The sequence below is a fragment of the Xanthomonas sp. SS genome (assembly GCF_014236835.1).
In the GTDB taxonomy this organism is placed as follows: Bacteria; Pseudomonadota; Gammaproteobacteria; order Xanthomonadales; family Xanthomonadaceae; genus Xanthomonas_A.
Window position 1 is genome coordinate 3,890,114 of the sequence record NZ_CP051190.1, and the last position, 17,258, is coordinate 3,907,371.

15 protein-coding genes and 5 tRNA genes are annotated in these 17,258 nt (G+C 65.7%); all 20 read right to left on the reverse strand.

What is annotated here, in order from left to right:
- Positions 1–12 precede the first annotated feature (12 nt).
- Positions 13–4,164 (reverse strand): DNA-directed RNA polymerase subunit beta, encoded by a 4,152-nt coding sequence (gene rpoB, locus HEP74_RS16255; protein WP_185813741.1) that lies wholly within the window; start codon positions 4,162–4,164, stop codon positions 13–15.
- Positions 4,165–4,458: 294 nt separating this feature from the next.
- A complete protein-coding gene (rplL, locus tag HEP74_RS16260) occupies positions 4,459–4,830 on the reverse strand; it encodes a 50S ribosomal protein L7/L12 (protein WP_185813742.1) in 372 nt (123 codons plus the stop codon).
- Positions 4,831–4,894: 64 nt separating this feature from the next.
- Positions 4,895–5,434, reverse strand: a complete 540-nt coding sequence (rplJ, locus tag HEP74_RS16265) for a 50S ribosomal protein L10 (RefSeq protein WP_185813743.1) — start codon at positions 5,432–5,434, stop codon at positions 4,895–4,897.
- A gap of 489 nt (positions 5,435–5,923) precedes the next feature.
- A complete protein-coding gene (gene rplA / locus HEP74_RS16270) occupies positions 5,924–6,622 on the reverse strand; it encodes a 50S ribosomal protein L1 (protein ID WP_185813744.1) in 699 nt (232 codons plus the stop codon).
- A 3-nt stretch (positions 6,623–6,625) separates the two neighbouring features.
- Entirely contained in the window at positions 6,626–7,054 is a 429-nt protein-coding gene (rplK, locus tag HEP74_RS16275) for a 50S ribosomal protein L11 (protein ID WP_145699993.1), read from the reverse strand.
- Between the two features lie 200 nt (positions 7,055–7,254).
- Complete coding sequence (gene nusG, locus HEP74_RS16280) at positions 7,255–7,812, reverse strand: transcription termination/antitermination protein NusG (protein ID WP_185813745.1); 558 nt, start codon at positions 7,810–7,812, stop codon at positions 7,255–7,257.
- 13 nt (positions 7,813–7,825) lie between these two features.
- A complete protein-coding gene (gene secE, locus HEP74_RS16285) occupies positions 7,826–8,239 on the reverse strand; it encodes a preprotein translocase subunit SecE (RefSeq protein WP_185813746.1) in 414 nt (137 codons plus the stop codon).
- A gap of 50 nt (positions 8,240–8,289) precedes the next feature.
- Positions 8,290–8,365: transfer RNA gene (locus tag HEP74_RS16290), tRNA-Trp, on the reverse strand.
- A gap of 134 nt (positions 8,366–8,499) precedes the next feature.
- The gene (gene tuf / locus HEP74_RS16295; protein WP_060747701.1) at positions 8,500–9,690 is read right to left on the reverse strand and encodes an elongation factor Tu; all 1,191 of its coding nucleotides are present in this window, start codon (positions 9,688–9,690) and stop codon (positions 8,500–8,502) included.
- A 45-nt stretch (positions 9,691–9,735) separates the two neighbouring features.
- A tRNA-Thr gene (locus HEP74_RS16300) sits at positions 9,736–9,811 on the reverse strand.
- Positions 9,812–9,841: 30 nt separating this feature from the next.
- A tRNA-Gly gene (locus tag HEP74_RS16305) sits at positions 9,842–9,915 on the reverse strand.
- A 32-nt stretch (positions 9,916–9,947) separates the two neighbouring features.
- A tRNA-Tyr gene (locus tag HEP74_RS16310) sits at positions 9,948–10,033 on the reverse strand.
- 168 nt (positions 10,034–10,201) lie between these two features.
- The gene (gene ychF / locus HEP74_RS16315; protein WP_185813747.1) at positions 10,202–11,293 is read right to left on the reverse strand and encodes a redox-regulated ATPase YchF; all 1,092 of its coding nucleotides are present in this window, start codon (positions 11,291–11,293) and stop codon (positions 10,202–10,204) included.
- A 74-nt stretch (positions 11,294–11,367) separates the two neighbouring features.
- Positions 11,368–11,952, reverse strand: coding sequence for an aminoacyl-tRNA hydrolase (gene pth / locus HEP74_RS16320; RefSeq protein ID WP_185813748.1), 585 nt, complete (start codon positions 11,950–11,952; stop codon positions 11,368–11,370).
- A 54-nt stretch (positions 11,953–12,006) separates the two neighbouring features.
- The gene (locus HEP74_RS16325; protein ID WP_185813749.1) at positions 12,007–12,654 is read right to left on the reverse strand and encodes a 50S ribosomal protein L25/general stress protein Ctc; all 648 of its coding nucleotides are present in this window, start codon (positions 12,652–12,654) and stop codon (positions 12,007–12,009) included.
- Between the two features lie 167 nt (positions 12,655–12,821).
- Positions 12,822–13,781, reverse strand: a complete 960-nt coding sequence (locus tag HEP74_RS16330) for a ribose-phosphate diphosphokinase (RefSeq protein WP_185813750.1) — start codon at positions 13,779–13,781, stop codon at positions 12,822–12,824.
- Between the two features lie 141 nt (positions 13,782–13,922).
- Positions 13,923–13,999 (reverse strand) — tRNA-Gln (locus tag HEP74_RS16335).
- A 14-nt stretch (positions 14,000–14,013) separates the two neighbouring features.
- Positions 14,014–14,877 carry a 4-(cytidine 5'-diphospho)-2-C-methyl-D-erythritol kinase gene (gene ispE / locus HEP74_RS16340; RefSeq protein ID WP_185813751.1) on the reverse strand — a complete coding sequence of 288 codons (864 nt, stop codon included), beginning with the start codon at positions 14,875–14,877 and terminating at the stop codon, positions 14,014–14,016.
- Positions 14,874–15,527, reverse strand: a complete 654-nt coding sequence (gene lolB, locus HEP74_RS16345) for a lipoprotein insertase outer membrane protein LolB (RefSeq protein ID WP_185813752.1) — start codon at positions 15,525–15,527, stop codon at positions 14,874–14,876. The genes ispE and lolB overlap by 4 nt, the downstream gene beginning before the upstream one ends.
- Positions 15,524–17,221, reverse strand: a complete 1,698-nt coding sequence (locus HEP74_RS16350; RefSeq protein ID WP_185813753.1) for a tetratricopeptide repeat protein — start codon at positions 17,219–17,221, stop codon at positions 15,524–15,526. The genes lolB and HEP74_RS16350 overlap by 4 nt, the downstream gene beginning before the upstream one ends.
- Positions 17,222–17,258 lie beyond the last annotated feature (37 nt).

A 17,258-nucleotide genomic window follows, 5' to 3' on the forward strand; every position in this document is an offset into this window, starting at 1 on the left:
GCGCCTGCGCGATCAGTCTTCCAGTTCCATGTTGATGGCCAGCGAGCGGATTTCCTTCACCAGGACGTTGAAGGATTCCGGCATGCCCGCGACCATCTCGTGCTCGCCGTCGACGATGTTCTTGTACATCTGGTTGCGGCCCTGCACGTCGTCGGACTTCACCGTCAGCATTTCCTGCAGGGTGTAGGCCGCGCCGTAGGCTTCCAGCGCCCAGACTTCCATTTCGCCGAAGCGCTGGCCGCCGAACTGCGCCTTGCCGCCCAGCGGCTGCTGGGTGACGAGCGAGTACGGACCGGTGGAGCGCGCGTGCATCTTGTCGTCGACCAGGTGGTTCAGCTTCAGCATGTGCATGTAGCCGACCGTGGTGTGGCGATCGAACGCCTCGCCGGTGCGGCCGTCGTACAGCTGGGTCTGGCCGCTGATCGGCAGGTCGGCGAGCTCGAGCATGTGCTTGATCTCCGCTTCCGTCGCACCGTCGAACACCGGGGTGGCCATCGGCACGCCGTCGGTCAGGTTGCCGGCCAGGCGCAGCAGCTCCGCGTCGCTGAACTGATCCAGGTCCACACGGTCCTCGCCCAGCTTCTGGTCGTGGTTGTAGATCTGGGTCAGGAACTTGCGCAGGTCGGCGACCTTGGTCTGCGCCTCGAGCATGTTCTGGATCTTGCGACCCAGGCCCTTTGCGGCCCAGCCCAGATGCACTTCCAGCACCTGGCCGATGTTCATGCGCGACGGCACGCCGAGCGGGTTCAGCACGATGTCAACGGTCTCGCCGTTGGCCATGTACGGCATGTCCTCGATCGGCTGGATCATCGACACGACACCCTTGTTGCCGTGGCGACCGGCCATCTTGTCGCCGGGCTGGATGCGGCGCTTCACTGCCAGGAACACCTTGACCATCTTCAGCACGCCCGGGGCGAGGTCGTCGCCGGCGGTGATCTTGCCGCGCTTGTCGGCGAAGCGACGCTCGAATTCCTTCTCGTGCGCCTGGATCTGCTTCTGCGCGCGCTCGATCGCGTCCGACGGCTCCTCGTCCTTCATCCGCAGCGCGAACCAGTCGGACTTCTTCAGCCCGTCCAGGTACGCGTCGGTGACGGTGTCGCCCTTCTTCAGGTTCGGACCGCCGTTGGCGACCTTGCCGATCAGCTGAGTGCGCAGACGCGCATAGATCGCGCTTTCCAGGATGCGGAACTGGTCGTCGAAGTCCTTCTTGACCCGCTTGATCTCGTTTTCCTCGATCTGGCGGGCGCGCTTGTCCTTCTCGATGCCGTCGCGGGTGAACACCTGCACGTCGATGACGGTGCCGTCCATGCCCGGCGGCACGCGCAGCGAGCTGTCCTTCACGTCCGAGGCCTTCTCGCCAAAGATCGCGCGCAGCAGCTTCTCTTCCGGGGTCAGCTGGCTCTCGCCCTTCGGCGTGACCTTGCCGACCATGATGTCGCCGGCGCGCACTTCGGCGCCGATGTACACCACGCCCGACTCGTCCAGGCGGTTCAACGCCTGCTCGGACACGTTCGGGATGTCGGCGGAGATTTCCTCCGGCCCCAGCTTGGTGTCGCGCGCCACGCAGGTCAGCTCTTCGATGTGGATCGTGGTGTAGCGATCCTCTTCCACCACGCGCTCGGAGAGCAGGATGGAGTCTTCGAAGTTGTAGCCGTTCCACGGCATGAACGCGATCAGCATGTTCTGGCCCAGGGCCAGCTCGCCGATGTCGGTCGAGGGACCGTCGGCCAGCACGTCGCCGCGCGCGATCACGTCGCCCACATTGACCAGCGGACGCTGGTTGATGCAGGTGTTCTGGTTGGAACGCGTGTACTTGATCAGGTTGTAGATGTCGACGCCGGCATCGGTGCCGCCGCCGATCTCTTCCTCGTTGACCTTGACCACGATGCGGCCGGCGTCGATCTGCTCGATCACGCCGCCACGGCGCGCGTTCACGGTCACGCCCGAGTCGCGCGCCACGGCGCGCTCGATGCCGGTACCGACCAGCGGCTTCTGCGCACGCAGCGTCGGCACGGCCTGGCGCTGCATGTTCGCGCCCATCAGCGCGCGGTTGGCGTCATCGTGCTCCAGGAACGGCACCAGCGCCGCCGCGATGGACACGGTCTGCATCGGCGACACGTCCATGAAGTGCACTTCGGCCGGCGGCTTCAGCAGCGACTCGCCCTGGTAGCGGCACGGCACGAACTGCTCGGTCAGGCGGCTCTTGGAATCGTGCAGCGCGTTGGCCTGCGCGATCACGTACTCGTTCTCTTCGATCGCCGACAGGTATTCGACGTCGTCGGTGATCTGGCCGTCCACGACCTTCCGGTACGGCGTCTCCAGGAAGCCGTACTGGTTGGTGCGGGCATACACCGCCAGCGAGTTGATCAGGCCGATGTTCGGGCCTTCCGGCGTCTCGATGGTGCAGACGCGGCCGTAGTGGGTCGGATGCACGTCGCGCACTTCGAAGCCGGCGCGTTCGCGGGTCAGGCCGCCCGGACCCAGCGCGGAGACGCGGCGCTTGTGCGTCACTTCCGACAGCGGGTTGTTCTGATCCATGAACTGCGACAGCTGCGAGGAGCCGAAGAACTCCTTGATCGCGGCGGCCACCGGCTTGGCGTTGATCAGTTCCTGCGGGGTCAGGCCTTCGGACTCGGCCATCGACAGGCGCTCCTTGACCGCGCGCTCGACGCGGACCAGGCCCACGCGGAACACGTTCTCGGCCATTTCGCCGACCGAACGCACGCGACGGTTGCCGAGGTGGTCGATGTCGTCGACCACGCCGCGGCCGTTGCGGATCTCGGTCAGGACCTTGATCACTTCCAGGATGTCGGAGCTGTCGGCATGCTCGGCGACCAGGCGCTTGGACTCTTCGTCGTTGCGCTCGCCGAAGTACTTCTTGTCGTACAGCACCGACTCGCCGGTGACTTCCTTGCGGCCGACACGGCGGTTGAACTTCATGCGGCCGACCGTGGACAGGTCGTAGCGCTCGAAGGTGAAGAACAGGTTGTGGAACAGGTTCTGCGCGGCATCCTTGGTCGGCGGCTCGCCGGGACGCATCATGCGGTAGATCTCGACCAGCGCTTCCAGCTGGGTCTTGGTCGGATCGATGCGCAGGGTGTTGGACAGGTACGGACCACGATCCAGATCGTTGACCCACAGCGTGCCCACGGCGTCGACGCCGGCCTTGCGGAACGCGGTCAGCTGATCTTCGCTGATCTCGTCGTTGGCGCTGGCCAGCAGTTCGCCGGTCGAGGCATCGACTACGTCGTGCGACAGGATGCGGCCGACCAGGTACTCGTCGGGCACGGCCAGCGCGGCGACGCCGGCGGCTTCCAGCTGCTTGACGTGGCGCGCGGTGATGCGCTTGCCGGCCTCGACGATGACCTTGTCGCCATCGGCCAGGTCGAAGTTCAGCGTCTCGCCGCGCAGGCGCTCGGGCACCAGCTCCAGCTGCACGCCTTCCTTCGGGTCGATGTGGAAGGTGTTGATCTCGAAGAACTCGGCCAGCATCTCTTCGTTCGAGTAGCCGAGCGCGCGCAGCAGGATCGACACCGGCAGCTTGCGGCGGCGGTCGATACGGGTGAACAGCGCGTCCTTCGGGTCGAACTCGAAGTCCAGCCAGGAACCGCGGTACGGGATGATGCGGGCGCTGTACAGCAGCTTGCCCGAGCTGTGGGTCTTGCCGCGGTCGTGATCGAAGAACACGCCCGGCGAACGGTGCAGCTGCGAGACGATGACGCGCTCGGTGCCGTTGACGATGAAGGTGCCGTTGTCGGTCATCAGCGGGATTTCGCCGAGATAGACCTCCTGCTCCTTCACGTACTTGATGGCCTTGGTCGAGGACTCGCGGTCGTAGATCACCAGGCGCACGGTCACGCGCAGCGGGGCGCCGTAGCTCATGCCGCGCTGGCGGCATTCACGCTCGTCGAACACCGGGTCGCCCAGCTTGTAGCCGACGTACTCCAGGGCCGCGTTGCCGCTGTAGCTGGAGATCGGGAACACCGATTTCAGGGCCGCGTGCAGGCCGTGGTCCGAACGCTTGTTCGGGTCGGTGTTTTCCTGCAGGAATTCGCGGTAGGAATCCACCTGGATCGCCAGCAGGAACGGCACTTCGAGGATCGAGCGCTGCTTGCCGAAATCCTTGCGGATACGCTTCTTTTCGGTGAACGAATAAGACGTCATGAGGTATCACCTTGGCTGTGCGGGCCGCGCGTCCGCGGCCCTGAGTGAACATAAATTGTCAGTTGGAAGTCGCTGGTATTGCCGGCACCAGCACGCCTTCTCTTGCTACTTCCAACTACCAACTCGGTAAGGCCGAAATTGGGGATGACGGGATTCGGGATGGGCCAAACGGGCGCCATCAAATCCCTAATGCCGAATCTCCAATCCCGGCTTTGCAACAACGGCCAAAGGCCGGGGACTTGCGTCCCCAGCCTTCGATGCATCACCTGACACGCTGGCGATGCAAGATGCCGATTACTTGATTTCGACGGTCGCGCCGGCGGCCTCGAGATCCTTCTTGAACTTCTCGGAATCTTCCTTCGACACGGCTTCCTTGACGGTCTGCGGAGCACCTTCGACGAGGTCCTTCGCTTCCTTCAGGCCCAGGCCGGTGATGGCGCGGACGGCCTTAATGACTTCGACCTTCTTCTCGCCGATAGCCTTCAGGATGACGTTGAACTCGGTCTGCTCTTCGACCGGGGCAGCAGCAGCGGCCGGGCCGGCAGCGGCGACCGGGGCGGCGGCGGAGACGCCAAACTTCTCTTCGATGGCCTTGACCAGCTCCATCACTTCCATGAGGGTCTTTTCGGCGATTGCGTCGACGATCTGTTCGTTAGACAGGGACATTGTGATTACCTTTGGAATTTTTTTCTGGATGAGGTTCTAGTGAACCGTTTCAGGTGTCGCGAACTTAAGCCGTTTCGGCCGGGGCTTCTTCCGCTGCGGCGGGGGCTTCTTCGCCACCACCGAGCTTGTCGCCCACTGCCTTGACCGCGCGTGCAAACATGCTCGCCGGCTCGGCGAGGACGCGTGCCAGCATGGCCAGCGCCTGCTCGCGGGTCGGCAGCGATGCCAACACCTCGAGGTGAGCGGCCGGATACAGCTGGCCACCCATCGACACGACCTTGGCTTGCAGCTTGTCGTTACCCTTGGCGAATTCCTTGATCAGACGACCGGCAGCGCCGGGTTCTTCCGTCGAGAACGCATACAGCAGCGGACCGACCAGCGCGTCCTGGACGCACTCGTATTCGGTACCGGCAACGGCACGCGCGGCAAGGGTGTTCTTGACAACACGCAAGTACACACCGGTTTCGCGCGCCTTCTTGCGCATCGCGGTCAGCTGGGCGACCGTGATGCCGGCGTACTCGGCAGCAACCAAGGAGTGAGCCTTCGCGGCAACGTCTGCCAGTTCGGCGACGACTTCTTGCTTCTGGGACAGATTGAGAGCCATTGCACTCCTCCGTTAAAGCAGAGAGTCGGGATTGGTGATTCGGGATTCGTCAGGAGCGATACCGCCGCCCTTGCCAATCCCCGATCGCGAATCGCGAATTCTCGCTTCAAACAAACTCCGCTTGCGGCTCCTGCCGCTTGCGGTCCTGGGCGGCCTCCATCCTGGATGCCGGGGACGCCGAGTGGCATCCCAGTTGGTGGCCGTTCCAGACCTGGAGTGAGCGCGCTCGGGAAACCCCGAACTGGCCTGAACCAGAAAAACTCCAGAAAGGCGGCACCATCTACGCCGGCGCGTCCCCGAGGGGACTGGATTAAGCGATCCCGCTGTACCGACGGCGACTCCTTGCCATATCGAGCTTCCGTGCCCGTCGTCGGTATGCGCCGACCGCGCCTGCGGTCTTTGACGGCTTCGCTCCGGGTTGCCCCTCGGCGACGCCTTCAAAAGGGTGAAACCGGCGGCGCCCCTCGCGGAGCGCCGCCGTCTCGCGAATTACTTCAGGGACAGCGAAGCCTGATCGACGGTGACGCCCGGACCCATGGTCGAGCTCACCGAGATCTTCTGCAGATAGGTACCCTTGGACGTGGCCGGCTTGGCCTTGACCAGGTCCATCAGCAGCGCCTGCAGGTTGTTCTTCAGCGCTTCGTCTTCGAAGCTGGCCTTGCCGATGGTGCAGTGGATGATGCCGGCCTTGTCGGTGCGGTAGCGCACCTGACCCGACTTGGCGTTCTTCACCGCTTCGGCCGGATTGGCCGACACGGTGCCGACCTTCGGGTTCGGCATCAGGCCGCGCGGGCCCAGCAGCGTGCCCAACTTGCCGACGACGCGCATCGCGTCCGGGGTGGCGATGACCACGTCGTAGTTCAGGTCGCCGGCCTGCATCTTCTCGGCCAGGTCGTCCATGCCGACGGCTTCGGCGCCAGCGGCCAGGGCTTCGTCAGCCTTGGCGCCGGCCGGGGCGAACACGGCCACGCGCACGCTCTTGCCGGTACCGGCCGGCAGCACGGTGGAACCGCGCACCTGCTGGTCGGACTTCTTGGCATCCACGCCCAGGCGCACGGCCACGTCGACGGCTTCGACGAACTTGGCCTTGCTGGTGGACTTGAGGATCTTCAGCGCTTCGTCGATCGAATACGCCTTGCCCGGCTGCACGGCAGCACGGATTGCTTTCTGTCGCTTGGTCTGTGCCATCGCTTAACCCTCCACCGTCAGGCCCATGCTGCGGGCGGAACCCGCAATCGTACGTACCGCCGCTTCCAGCTCGGCTGCAGTCAGGTCGGCTTCCTTCGCCTTGGCGATCTCTTCGAGCTGCTTGCGGGTGACCTTGCCCACCTTTTCGGTGTTCGGGCGCTTGGAACCGGAGGTGACACCTGCGGCCTTCTTCAACAGCACGCTCGCAGGGGTGCTCTTGGTGATGAAGGTGAAGGTACGGTCCGAATAGGCCGTGATGATGACCGGAGTGGGCAAGCCCGGCTCCAGCTTCTGCGTGGCGGCATTGAACGCCTTGCAGAATTCCATGATGTTCAGGCCGCGCTGACCCAGCGCAGGACCGACCGGCGGCGAGGGGTTGGCCTGACCGGCCTTCACCTGCAGCTTGATGTAACCGACTACTTTCTTTGCCATTTCAGTGGTCTCCGGGTGCTAGCGCCCAACTTGCAGGCTCCCCATCGCGACGGGAAAATCACGTGTCCCGCCATCACGTTTGAAGTGCGCAGAAAGCCGCCTTGCGGCGGCTTCCGGTCCTGCCAGGCGGCGAGCCTGGACAGCGAGCCGCGCAGTATAGCAGAGATTTTGGCGTCCGGCGCAGCTGCGCCGGCGCGGGCTCAGGCCTTCTCGACCTGGCCGAATTCCAGCTCCACCGGGGTGGAGCGGCCGAAGATCAGCACCGCAACGCGCAGGCGGCTCTTCTCGTAGTTGACTTCCTCGACCACGCCATTGAAGTCGTTGAACGGGCCATCGGTGACGCGGACCATCTGGCCCGGCTCGAACAGCACCTTCGGACGCGGCTTCTCCACGCCATCCTGAACGCGCTGCAGGATCGCATCGGCCTCTTCGTCGCGGATCGGAAGCGGGCGATCGGCGGTGCCGCCGATGAACCCCATGACCTTCGAGGTTTCCTTGACCAAGTGCCAGCTTTCGTTGTCGATGCGCGGGATGCCGGCTTCTTCGTGGGTCTCGATCTGCACCAGCACGTAGCCCGGGAAGAACTTGCGCTCGGAACGGCGTTTCTGGCCGGAGCGCATTTCGATCACTTCCTCGGTCGGCACCAGCACGTCGCCGAAGCGCTCCTGCATCTCGTCACGCACAATGCGGTCGCGCAGCGCTTGGGCCACGGACTTCTCGAAGCCTGAATAGGCGTGAACGACATACCAACGCTTCACTGCTGCACTCTCCTCAACGACTCACGAACCACTGCATCAGCTTCTGGATCAGGAAATCGAACCCGCCCAGCAGCAGACTCAGAATGATCACCACCACGATCACGACCCAGGTGGTGCGGATCGCTTCCTGACGGGTCGGCCAGACCACCTTGCGCAGCTCGAACCGGGACTCGGACACGAACTCGCGGGACTCGCGCCCCTTGGCGGTCAGCAGAAACACCGCGGCGGCCGCGACCAGGCCGACGATGACCGCCAGGCCACGCAGCGGTCCAGACCAGCTACCCAGCTGCGTCGCACGACTCGGCTCGCCGAACCAGAACCAGACAAACAGGCCCGCAACCACCAGCAAGGCAGCGATGACGTACTTGACGATATCGCCACCGGTGGAAGCGGCGTTGCCTTTGGAATGCTCGATCTTGCTGTTCATCCGACTCTTGCGGCTATGCGACCAAGGTCACTGGATAGGGTGCGGCAAATTGGCACGCCAGGAGGGACTCGAACCCCCAACCTGCGGTTTTGGAGACCGCTGCTCTGCCAATTGAGCTACTGGCGTGTAGTAAGAACGATTGCACTTCCCTTAGACGGCGAAGGCGGACCGAAGGTTCCGGCCCGCCCTTCGCTGAACCCGACGGCCGAAGCCGCCTGCACATCGTCAAACTGCGGCGACCGAAGTCGCCGCAGCGGGCATTACTTGATGATCTTGGCCACCACGCCGGCGCCGACGGTACGGCCGCCTTCGCGGATCGCGAAACGCAGGCCTTCGTCCATCGCCACCGGGTTGATCAGCGTGACCACCATCTTCACGTTGTCGCCCGGCATCACCATCTCCACACCTTCCGGCAGCTCGCAAGCGCCGGTGATGTCGGTGGTGCGGAAGTAGAACTGCGGACGGTAGCCCTTGAAGAACGGGGTGTGACGGCCGCCTTCGTCCTTCGACAGTACGTAGACTTCGGCTTCGAACTCGGTGTGCGGCTTGATCGAACCCGGCTTGCACAGCACCTGGCCGCGCTCCACGTCGTCACGCTTGGTGCCGCGCAGCAGCAGACCGGCGTTGTCGCCCGCCTGGCCCTGGTCCAGCAGCTTGCGGAACATTTCCACGCCGGTGACCGTGGTCTTCTGCGTGGCGCGGATGCCGACGATTTCGATTTCGTCGCCCACCTTGATGATGCCGCGCTCGATACGACCGGTCACCACGGTGCCGCGGCCGGAGATCGAGAACACGTCTTCCACCGGCATCAGGAACGGCTTGTCCACGTCGCGCTGCGGCTCCGGGATGAACGTATCCAGCGCTTCCACCAGCTTCAGGATCGACGGCACGCCGATCTCGCTCTGGTCGCCTTCCAGCGCCAGACGCGCCGAACCGTGGATGATCGGAGTGTCGTCGCCCGGGAAGTCGTACTTGCTCAGCAGCTCGCGCACTTCCATTTCGACCAGCTCGAGCAGCTCGGCGTCGTCGACCATGTCGGCCTTGTTCAGGAACACCACGATGTGCGGCACGCCGACCTGGCGCGACAGCAGGATGTGCTCGCGGGTCTGCGGCATCGGGCCGTCAGCGGCCGAGCACACCAGGATCGCGCCGTCCATCTGCGCCGCACCGGTGATCATGTTCTTGACGTAGTCCGCGTGACCCGGGCAATCGACGTGCGCGTAGTGACGGTTCGGGGATTCGTATTCCACGTGCGCGGTCGAGATCGTGATGCCGCGCGCCTTCTCTTCCGGCGCCGCGTCGATCGCGTCGTATGCCTTGAACTCGCCGCCGAAGCGCTCTGCGCCGATCTTGGTCAGCGCCGCGGTCAGCGTGGTCTTGCCGTGGTCGACGTGACCGATGGTGCCGACGTTGACGTGCGGCTTGGTGCGCTCGAACTTACCCTTGGCCATGGCTGCTTCTTCTCGGTGATCGTAGAAAGATTTGAAGACTGAAGATGGTGCTCACGAAAGGAATCGAACCTTCGACCTCCTCCTTACCAAGGAGGTGCTCTACCGACTGAGCTACGTGAGCGTAGTTCTATTGTGACACAAGCGCGTTCAATGGAGCGGGAGACGGGAATCGAACCCGCACCATCAGCTTGGAAGGCTGAGGTTCTACCGTTGAACTACTCCCGCTACGGGATGCCGCACTGCCACAACAAAAAAACTGGTGGAGGGAGGTGGATTCGAACCACCGAAGGCGTAAGCCAGCAGATTTACAGTCTGCCCCCGTTGGCCGCTTGGGTATCCCTCCAGCTACCCGTCCCGATCAGGCCGCAAGGCCGAAATCAGCACGGGGTGAAACAGCCCGCTATTCTTCCCTGACATCCCTGCCTTGTCAACAGTATTTTGACGCGATGTCGCAGGAAACGCGCACCGCGCGCGCCACGCCCGTGGCACGGCGCGAACGCGCGCATGCGGGTCAGACGTTGAAGCGGAAATGCAGCACATCGCCTTCCTGCACGCGGTATTCCTTGCCCTCCAGGCGCAGCCGCCCGGCCTCGCGCGCGCCGGCTTCGCCCTTGTACTTGATGAAGTCGTCGTAGGCGATGGTTTCGGCGCGGATGAAGCCCTTCTCGAAATCGGTGTGGATCACCGCGGCGGCCTGCGGCGCGGTCGATCCGGCCTTCACCGTCCACGCGCGCACTTCCTTGACCCCGGCGGTGAAATAGGTCTGCAGCCCAAGCAGCGAATACGCCGCGCGGATCACCCGGTTCAAGCCCGGCTCGGCCAGGCCCAGGTCGGCCAGGAAGGTGTCGCGATCGGCGTCGTCCAGCTGCGACAGCTCTTCTTCGATCGCCGCCGACACCGGCACCACTTCGGCGCCCTCGGTGGCGGCGCGCGCGCGCACCGCATCCAGGTGCGGATTGTTCTCGAAGCCGTCCTCGAGCACGTTGGCGATGTACATCACCGGCTTGAGCGTGAGCAGGAACAGATCGCGCACCAGCGCCTTCTCTTCCTCGTCCAGGCCCGCAGTGCGCCCGGCCTTGCCGTCGGCCAGCGCGGCCTGCAGCTTGGCCAGCACCGGCTTGCGCGCGGCCGCGTCCTTGTCGCCACCCTTGGCGCTGCGCTCGGCGCGGTTCAGCGCCTTCTCGACGCTGTCCAGGTCGGCCAGGGCCAGCTCGGTATCGATGGTCTCGATGTCCGAGATCGGATCGACCTTGTTGTTGACGTGGATGACGTCGGCGTTCTCGAAGCAGCGCACCACGTGGGTGATCGCATCGACCTCGCGGATGTGCGCCAGGAACTTGTTGCCCAGGCCCTCGCCGCTGGCCGCGCCGGCGACCAGGCCGGCGATGTCGACGAACTCGACCGCGGTCGGCACGACCTTCTGCGGATTGATGATCTTGGACAGCTCGCCCAGCCGCGGATCCGGCACCGGCACCACACCGACGTTGGGCTCGATGGTGCAGAACGGGAAATTGGCCGCCGCGATGCCCGCCTTGGTCAGCGCATTGAACAGGGTCGACTTGCCGACGTTGGGCAGGCCGACGATGCCGCACTTGATGCCCATGGTTCACTTCCGGGATTTGGGATTCGGGATTGGAGATTCGCCATGCCGCACGGCCGCGAATCCCCAATCCCCAATCACGAATCCCTGCTCGTATGCAGCCGCTTCATCGCCTCGTTGAAATCGCCCTGCACCGCCAGCGGTAGCACCGCGATGGCCTCGTCGATGGCGCGGTCGATCAGGATCTGGTCGTCCTTGCTTGCACGCCCCAGCACCCAGGGTACGACCTTGTCCTTGTGCCCGGGATGGCCGATGCCGATGCGCAGCCGATGGAAACCGGCATGCCCAAGCAGGCGAATGGTGTCGCGCAGCCCGTTTTGCCCGCCATGGCCGCCGTCGAACTTGAGTCGCGCCGTACCCGGCGCCAGATCCAGCTCGTCGTGCGCCAGCAGCGCCTGCGCCGGTTCGATCTTCCAGTAGCGCAATGCGGCGGTCACCGACTTGCCGCTGAGATTCATGAAGGTGGCCGGTTTCAACAGCCATACCGCCTGCCCGGCCACATCGACCTTGGCGGTTTCGCCGAACAGCTTGGCGTCCACGCTCCAGCGCGCGCCGGCCCGCTCGGCCAGATGTTCGACAAAACGAAACCCGGCGTTGTGCCGGGTGTTCGCGTGTTCGGCTCCGGGATTGCCCAGACCGACGATCAGACGCAGACCAGTCATGCCGCAGCATCGCCGCAGCACCCGGACCAGACGGCCCGGGCGCTGCGCAGGCGATTACTTGCCGTCCTTCTTCGCCGGCTCGGCCGCGGCCGGGGCATCGGTCGCTTCCGGCTCGGCTTCGACACGGCCGTGCTTGGCGATGACCACCGCCACGTCGTGCTCCTTGCCCAGCTTCAGCTCCGGCAGCTCGACGCCGGCCGGCAGCTTCAGATCGGACAGGTGGATCACGTCGCCGACGGACAGCGCGGACAGGTCGACTTCGACGAACTCCGGCAGGTCCTTCGGCAGGCACACGACCTGGATCTCATTCAGCTCGTGGGTGACCACCACTTCGGCCGACTTGCCGGCCGGCGAGGTGTCCTCGTTGAGGAAGTGCAGCGGCACCGAGGCATGCAGCACCTCGTTGTCGTTCACGCGCTGGAAGTCGATGTGCAGGATCAGCTGCTTGAACGGATGACGCTGCATATCGCGCAGCAGCACCTTCTGGATGTCGCCGTTCAGGCTCAGGCTCAGGATCGACGAATAGAACCAGTCGTTCTGGCTGGCGAGCCAGACTTCGTTGTGGTTGAGCTCGATGTTGACCGGCTTCAGTTCGCCACCGTAGACGATGGCGGGGATCAGGCCGTCGCGACGGAGGCGGCGGCTCGCACCCTTACCCTCGACCTCGCGGCGCTGAACCTTGATTTCATGTGTGGTTGCCATTTGCGTTTACTACCTTGGTTGAATGAACCGCCTCGCGGCGGTTTTGAGGACTCTTCCGCGACCAGAAGAGTCTGTGTGGAGCCGGGATTGGGGATTCGGGATTGGGGATTCGCAGAGCCAGCGCCGTTGCGAATCCCCAACCCGAATCTCCAATCCCCGCCCTTAGATCAATCGACGTACAACGAACTCACCGACTCGCCGAAGGCGATGCGGCGGATGGTTTCGGCCAGCAGCTCGGCGACGCTGAGCTGGCGGATCTTGTTGCAGCCGCGCGCGGCGTCCGACAACGGAATCGTGTCGGTGACGACCAGTTCGTCGAGCTGCGAATTGCTGATGTTGCTGACCGCCGGGCCGGACAGCACCGGATGGGTGCAGTACGCGGCCACTTTCAGCGCGCCCTGCGCCTTCAGCGCGGCTGCGGCGGCGCACAGGGTGCCGGCGGTATCGACGATGTCGTCGACCAGCACGCAGGTCTTGCCTTCGACGTCGCCGATGATGTTCATCACCGTGGACACGTTGGCGCGCGGGCGGCGCTTGTCGATGATCGCCAGGTCGGCGTCATCCAGGCGCTTGGCCACGGCGCGGGCGCGGACCACGCCGCCCACGTCCGGCGACACCACAATCAGGTTATCGGTGCCGTAGGCGCGCCAGATGTCGGCCAGCAGCAGCGGTGAGGCGTAGACGTTGTCGACCGGTATGTCGAAGAAGCCCTGGATCTGGTCGGCGTGCAGGTCCACGGTCAGCACGCGGTCGGCATTGACCGCGGTGAACATCTTCGCCGCGACCTTGGCGGTGATCGGCACGCGCGAGGAACGCATGCGCCGGTCCTGCCGCGAGTAGCCGAAGTACGGCACCACCGCGGTGACGCTGGCGGCGCTGGCGCGCTTGAGCGCGTCGATCAGCACCAGCAACTCCATCAGGTTCTCCGCGCTGGGCGCGCAGGTCGGCTGGATCACGAACACTTCCTGCCGGCGCACGTTCTCCTCGATCTCCACCTGCACTTCGCCATCGGAGAAGCGCGACACCATCGCCTTGCCCGGACGCACGCCCAGCTCCTTGCAGATGCTCTTGGCAAGCGGCTTGTTGGCATTGCCGGAGAACACCAGCAGGTTACGTTGATCTTGCATGAGGAGTGTCTCGGGCGGCGGCGAATGTGCAACGAAGAAACAGCATGGAAAGCGGGAAAAACCAGGCGAAGCGACGCTTCTACCTGTTGAACCCCCGCACATGGATGTGCGGGCTTTTGCAGAGGGATCTGCATACATAATTGGCAGGGGCGGTAGGATTCGAACCTACGAATGCCAGGATCAAAACCTGGTGCCTTGGGCCTCTTGGCGACGCCCCTGCATGAAACTGTTGCTATGCCTCCAGCGCATCGAGCAGCGGCGAACGGGTCACGCCACCAGCCACCCAGGCGCGCAATCCGTCCGGCAAGGCCGCCAGCGCGCGCACGGCGGCAGCGCGATCGGCGAACTCGACGAAACACCCGCTCCCCGACCCGGTAAGGCGCGGCGTGCCGATCTGCGCTAGCGCCTGGAACACGGCCTGGATGGCCGGTTCGCAGCGGAGCAGCACCGGCTCGAACGCATTGCCGAGCAGGAAACCTGAAACGAAGTCGGCCATTTTCGCGGGCGCAGCATCCCGCGTCAAATCCGGGGCCTGGAACAGCGCCGCGGTGGGCACGTGAACCCCCGGATCGGCCAGCACATACCAGGCCGGCGGCAGTGGCAATGGAGTCAGCAGTTCGCCCACGCCCTCGGCCCAGGCATCGCGGCCGCGCACGAACACCGGCACGTCCGCACCCAGCGCCAGGCCCAGGCCGGCCAGCGCGTCCTCGTCCAGTCCGGCGCCCCACAGCGCGTTCAGCGCGACCAGCGCAGTCGCCGCGTCGGACGAACCGCCACCGAAACCGCCCCCGGCAGGAATGCGCTTTTCGACGCGGATGTCGACACCTTGGGCGATCTTGGCGTGTTTTTGCAGCAGCCGCGCGGCCCGCACCAGCAGGTCGTCGGCCTCGGCGACGCCCGGCACGGAGTCGCCGAGCCGCGCCACCACGCCGTCGGCGCGCACGCGCAGATGTACGGTGTCGCCCCAATCGAGCAGGCGGAAGACGGTCTGCAGCGCGTGATAGCCGTCGGCGCGGCGGCCGGTGATCTGCAGAAACAGGTTCAGCTTCGCCGGGGCCGGCCAGGCCGACCAGCCGTTCTCTCCCACTGCGCTCATGGCGCGGCGAAGTCCCACTGGTCCAGCAGCAGGCGCACCTTGGCGTCGCCGTTGCGCGCCTCGATGCGCCGCGGCAAGGCCGGACGGCCGTCGCTGGGCGGGTACCACTCCTGGAACTGGATCTCCCAGCCCATCTGCCGCAGCGCCTGCGGACGCCCTTCGGCGTCGTAGCTCACCTGCTCCGGCGCGCCTGCGTCCACCGCGACTTGCCCACGCACCCAATCCGGCAGCAGATTGACCGGAATCTCCCAACCTGTGGCCTCGAGCAGCAGCTGCTGCGCATCCTCGCCGGCGCGCGGACCGCCCTCCAACCCTTCCAGACGGCCGCCGCCGCGCTGGCTGTCGCCGGTCAGGCGCCAGCTCTGCCGGGTCACCGGCGCGCTGAGCTCGATCCGGTACTGGCGCTGCTGCTGCGCCCAGTCGATGCGGCCGCTACCGCCATTGCGGCCCTTGGTGATCGCCACCCGACCCTGGAACGACCAGTTCGGATGCGCGGCCAGCCAGGCGCTGCGGGCCGCTTCGGCCTGGCGCGCGGCCTCGTCGAGCGGTGCGCTCGCGGCCGGCGGCGCCTGCCGCGGCGCCAGCGAAGTACAGCCGGCCAGCGCCAGCAGCGCCGTCAGCGCCCATGCCGCGCGCAACGCCGCCCTCACGGCGCGACCTTTTCCATCGCCCGCTGCAGCGCGCGATTCTTCGGATCGAGCTTGCGCGCCTCGTCGAAATACTTGGTGGCCTCGTCGTGCTTGCCCTGCTCCCACAGCACCTGGCCGATATGCGCGGCGATCTCCGGATCCTTGAACAGAGTCCAGGCGCGGCGCAGCTGCACCAGCGCTTCCTGGGTCTTGCCCAGCCGGTACAGCACCCAGCCATAGCTGTCGATGATCGCGGCGTTGTCCGGATCGGCGGTACGCGCGCGATCGATCAACTGCAGCGCCTCGCGGTAGCGATGGGTGCGGTCGGCCAGGGTGTAGCCGAGCGCATTGAGCGCGGCCACGTTCTCCGGCTCGGTGACCAGGATCTTGCGCAGGTCGGCTTCGGCACGGTCGATGCGGTCGCGCCGCTCCCAGGCCAGGCCGCGCGCGTACAGCAACGCATTGTCGTCCGGATAGGCGGCCAGGCCGCGCTCGAACACCTGCAGTTCGCCGTCGTCGTCGCCACTGCGCTGGCGCAGTTCCGCCTCCAGCACGTAGGCGTCGCGGCGCGCGGCGTCGTCGGCCTCGGCATCGTCCTGCAGCGCGCGCGCCTCGGTGAAGGCGGCATCCTTCTGCCCGAGTTCGTACAGCGCGCCGGCGGTGCGCAACCGCGCTTCGTTGCGCAGCGGGCCGCCCGGCACGCCGCGGTACCAGGTCACCGCTTCCTGATAGCGCTTCAGGAACTCGGCGATCTTGCCGAGCAGCAGGCGCCGCTCCGGGTCCGGCTGCCCCGCGCCTTTGCGCAACTCCTCGTACAGCGCGCTCAGCGCCGCGTTGTCCTGCAGCTTGGCCAGCATCGAGGCGCGCAGGCCGTAGTTCTGGGTGTTCTGCGGACCGAGCGCCAGCACCCGCGCCGCCGCGGCGGTGTCGCCGATCGCGTCGTAGGCGTAGGCCAGCGCGCCGCGCAATTCCGGGTCGGCCGGCGCCTTGGGCTCCACGCCCTGCAGCAACGCCCGCGCCTGCTCGGTCTTGCCGGCCTGTTGCAGTTGGGTGGCGTGCAGCAGGGCCACCCGCGGCTCTTCCGGGAAACGCTTGACCAGTTGATCGACGATACGCTCGGCCAGCTTCGGCTGCTCCAGGCGCAGCGCCAGGCGCCCGAACTCCTGCCAGGCCTCGAGCTGATCGGGGATGGCATTGGCGTCGAGCAGCTGGTCCAGCACTTTCGCCGCCACTTCCGGATCGCGGTTGCCGCTGACCAGCGCCACCAGCGCATAGCGCCAGCCGCGCGCGTCCTTGTCGCGCAGCAGCGCCACCAGCAGGCCGCGCGCCTGGCGCAGATTGCCGTTGCGCAGCGCCAGCGAGGCCTCGGCACTGCGCATCGGCAGCGACTCCGGCGCGCGCTGGCGCCACAGCGCCAGGGCCTGCGCCGCGGCCGCGTTGTCGTTGGCCAGCATAGCGATACGGGTCGCGCGCTCGGCCAGGCCGGCATCGCCGGGCGCCTCGTTCGCCGCCTCCAGGTACCAGTGCGAGGCATCGGCCAACTGCCCGGCCTGCAGCGCGAACTCGCCGGCCAGCACCGGCGTCAGCGAGGACGCAGCGGCGCTCGGCGGCAGCTTGGCGGTGGCCGTCGGCGCGGCGGCGGCGGCACCGGTGGCCGGCAGCGCGGCGAGCGCCGACAGCAATAGAACGATACGGATGCGAATCAATGCGGGCATCGGGGGCAACCGGGCCGTAAAATGGGGCCCTGAATGG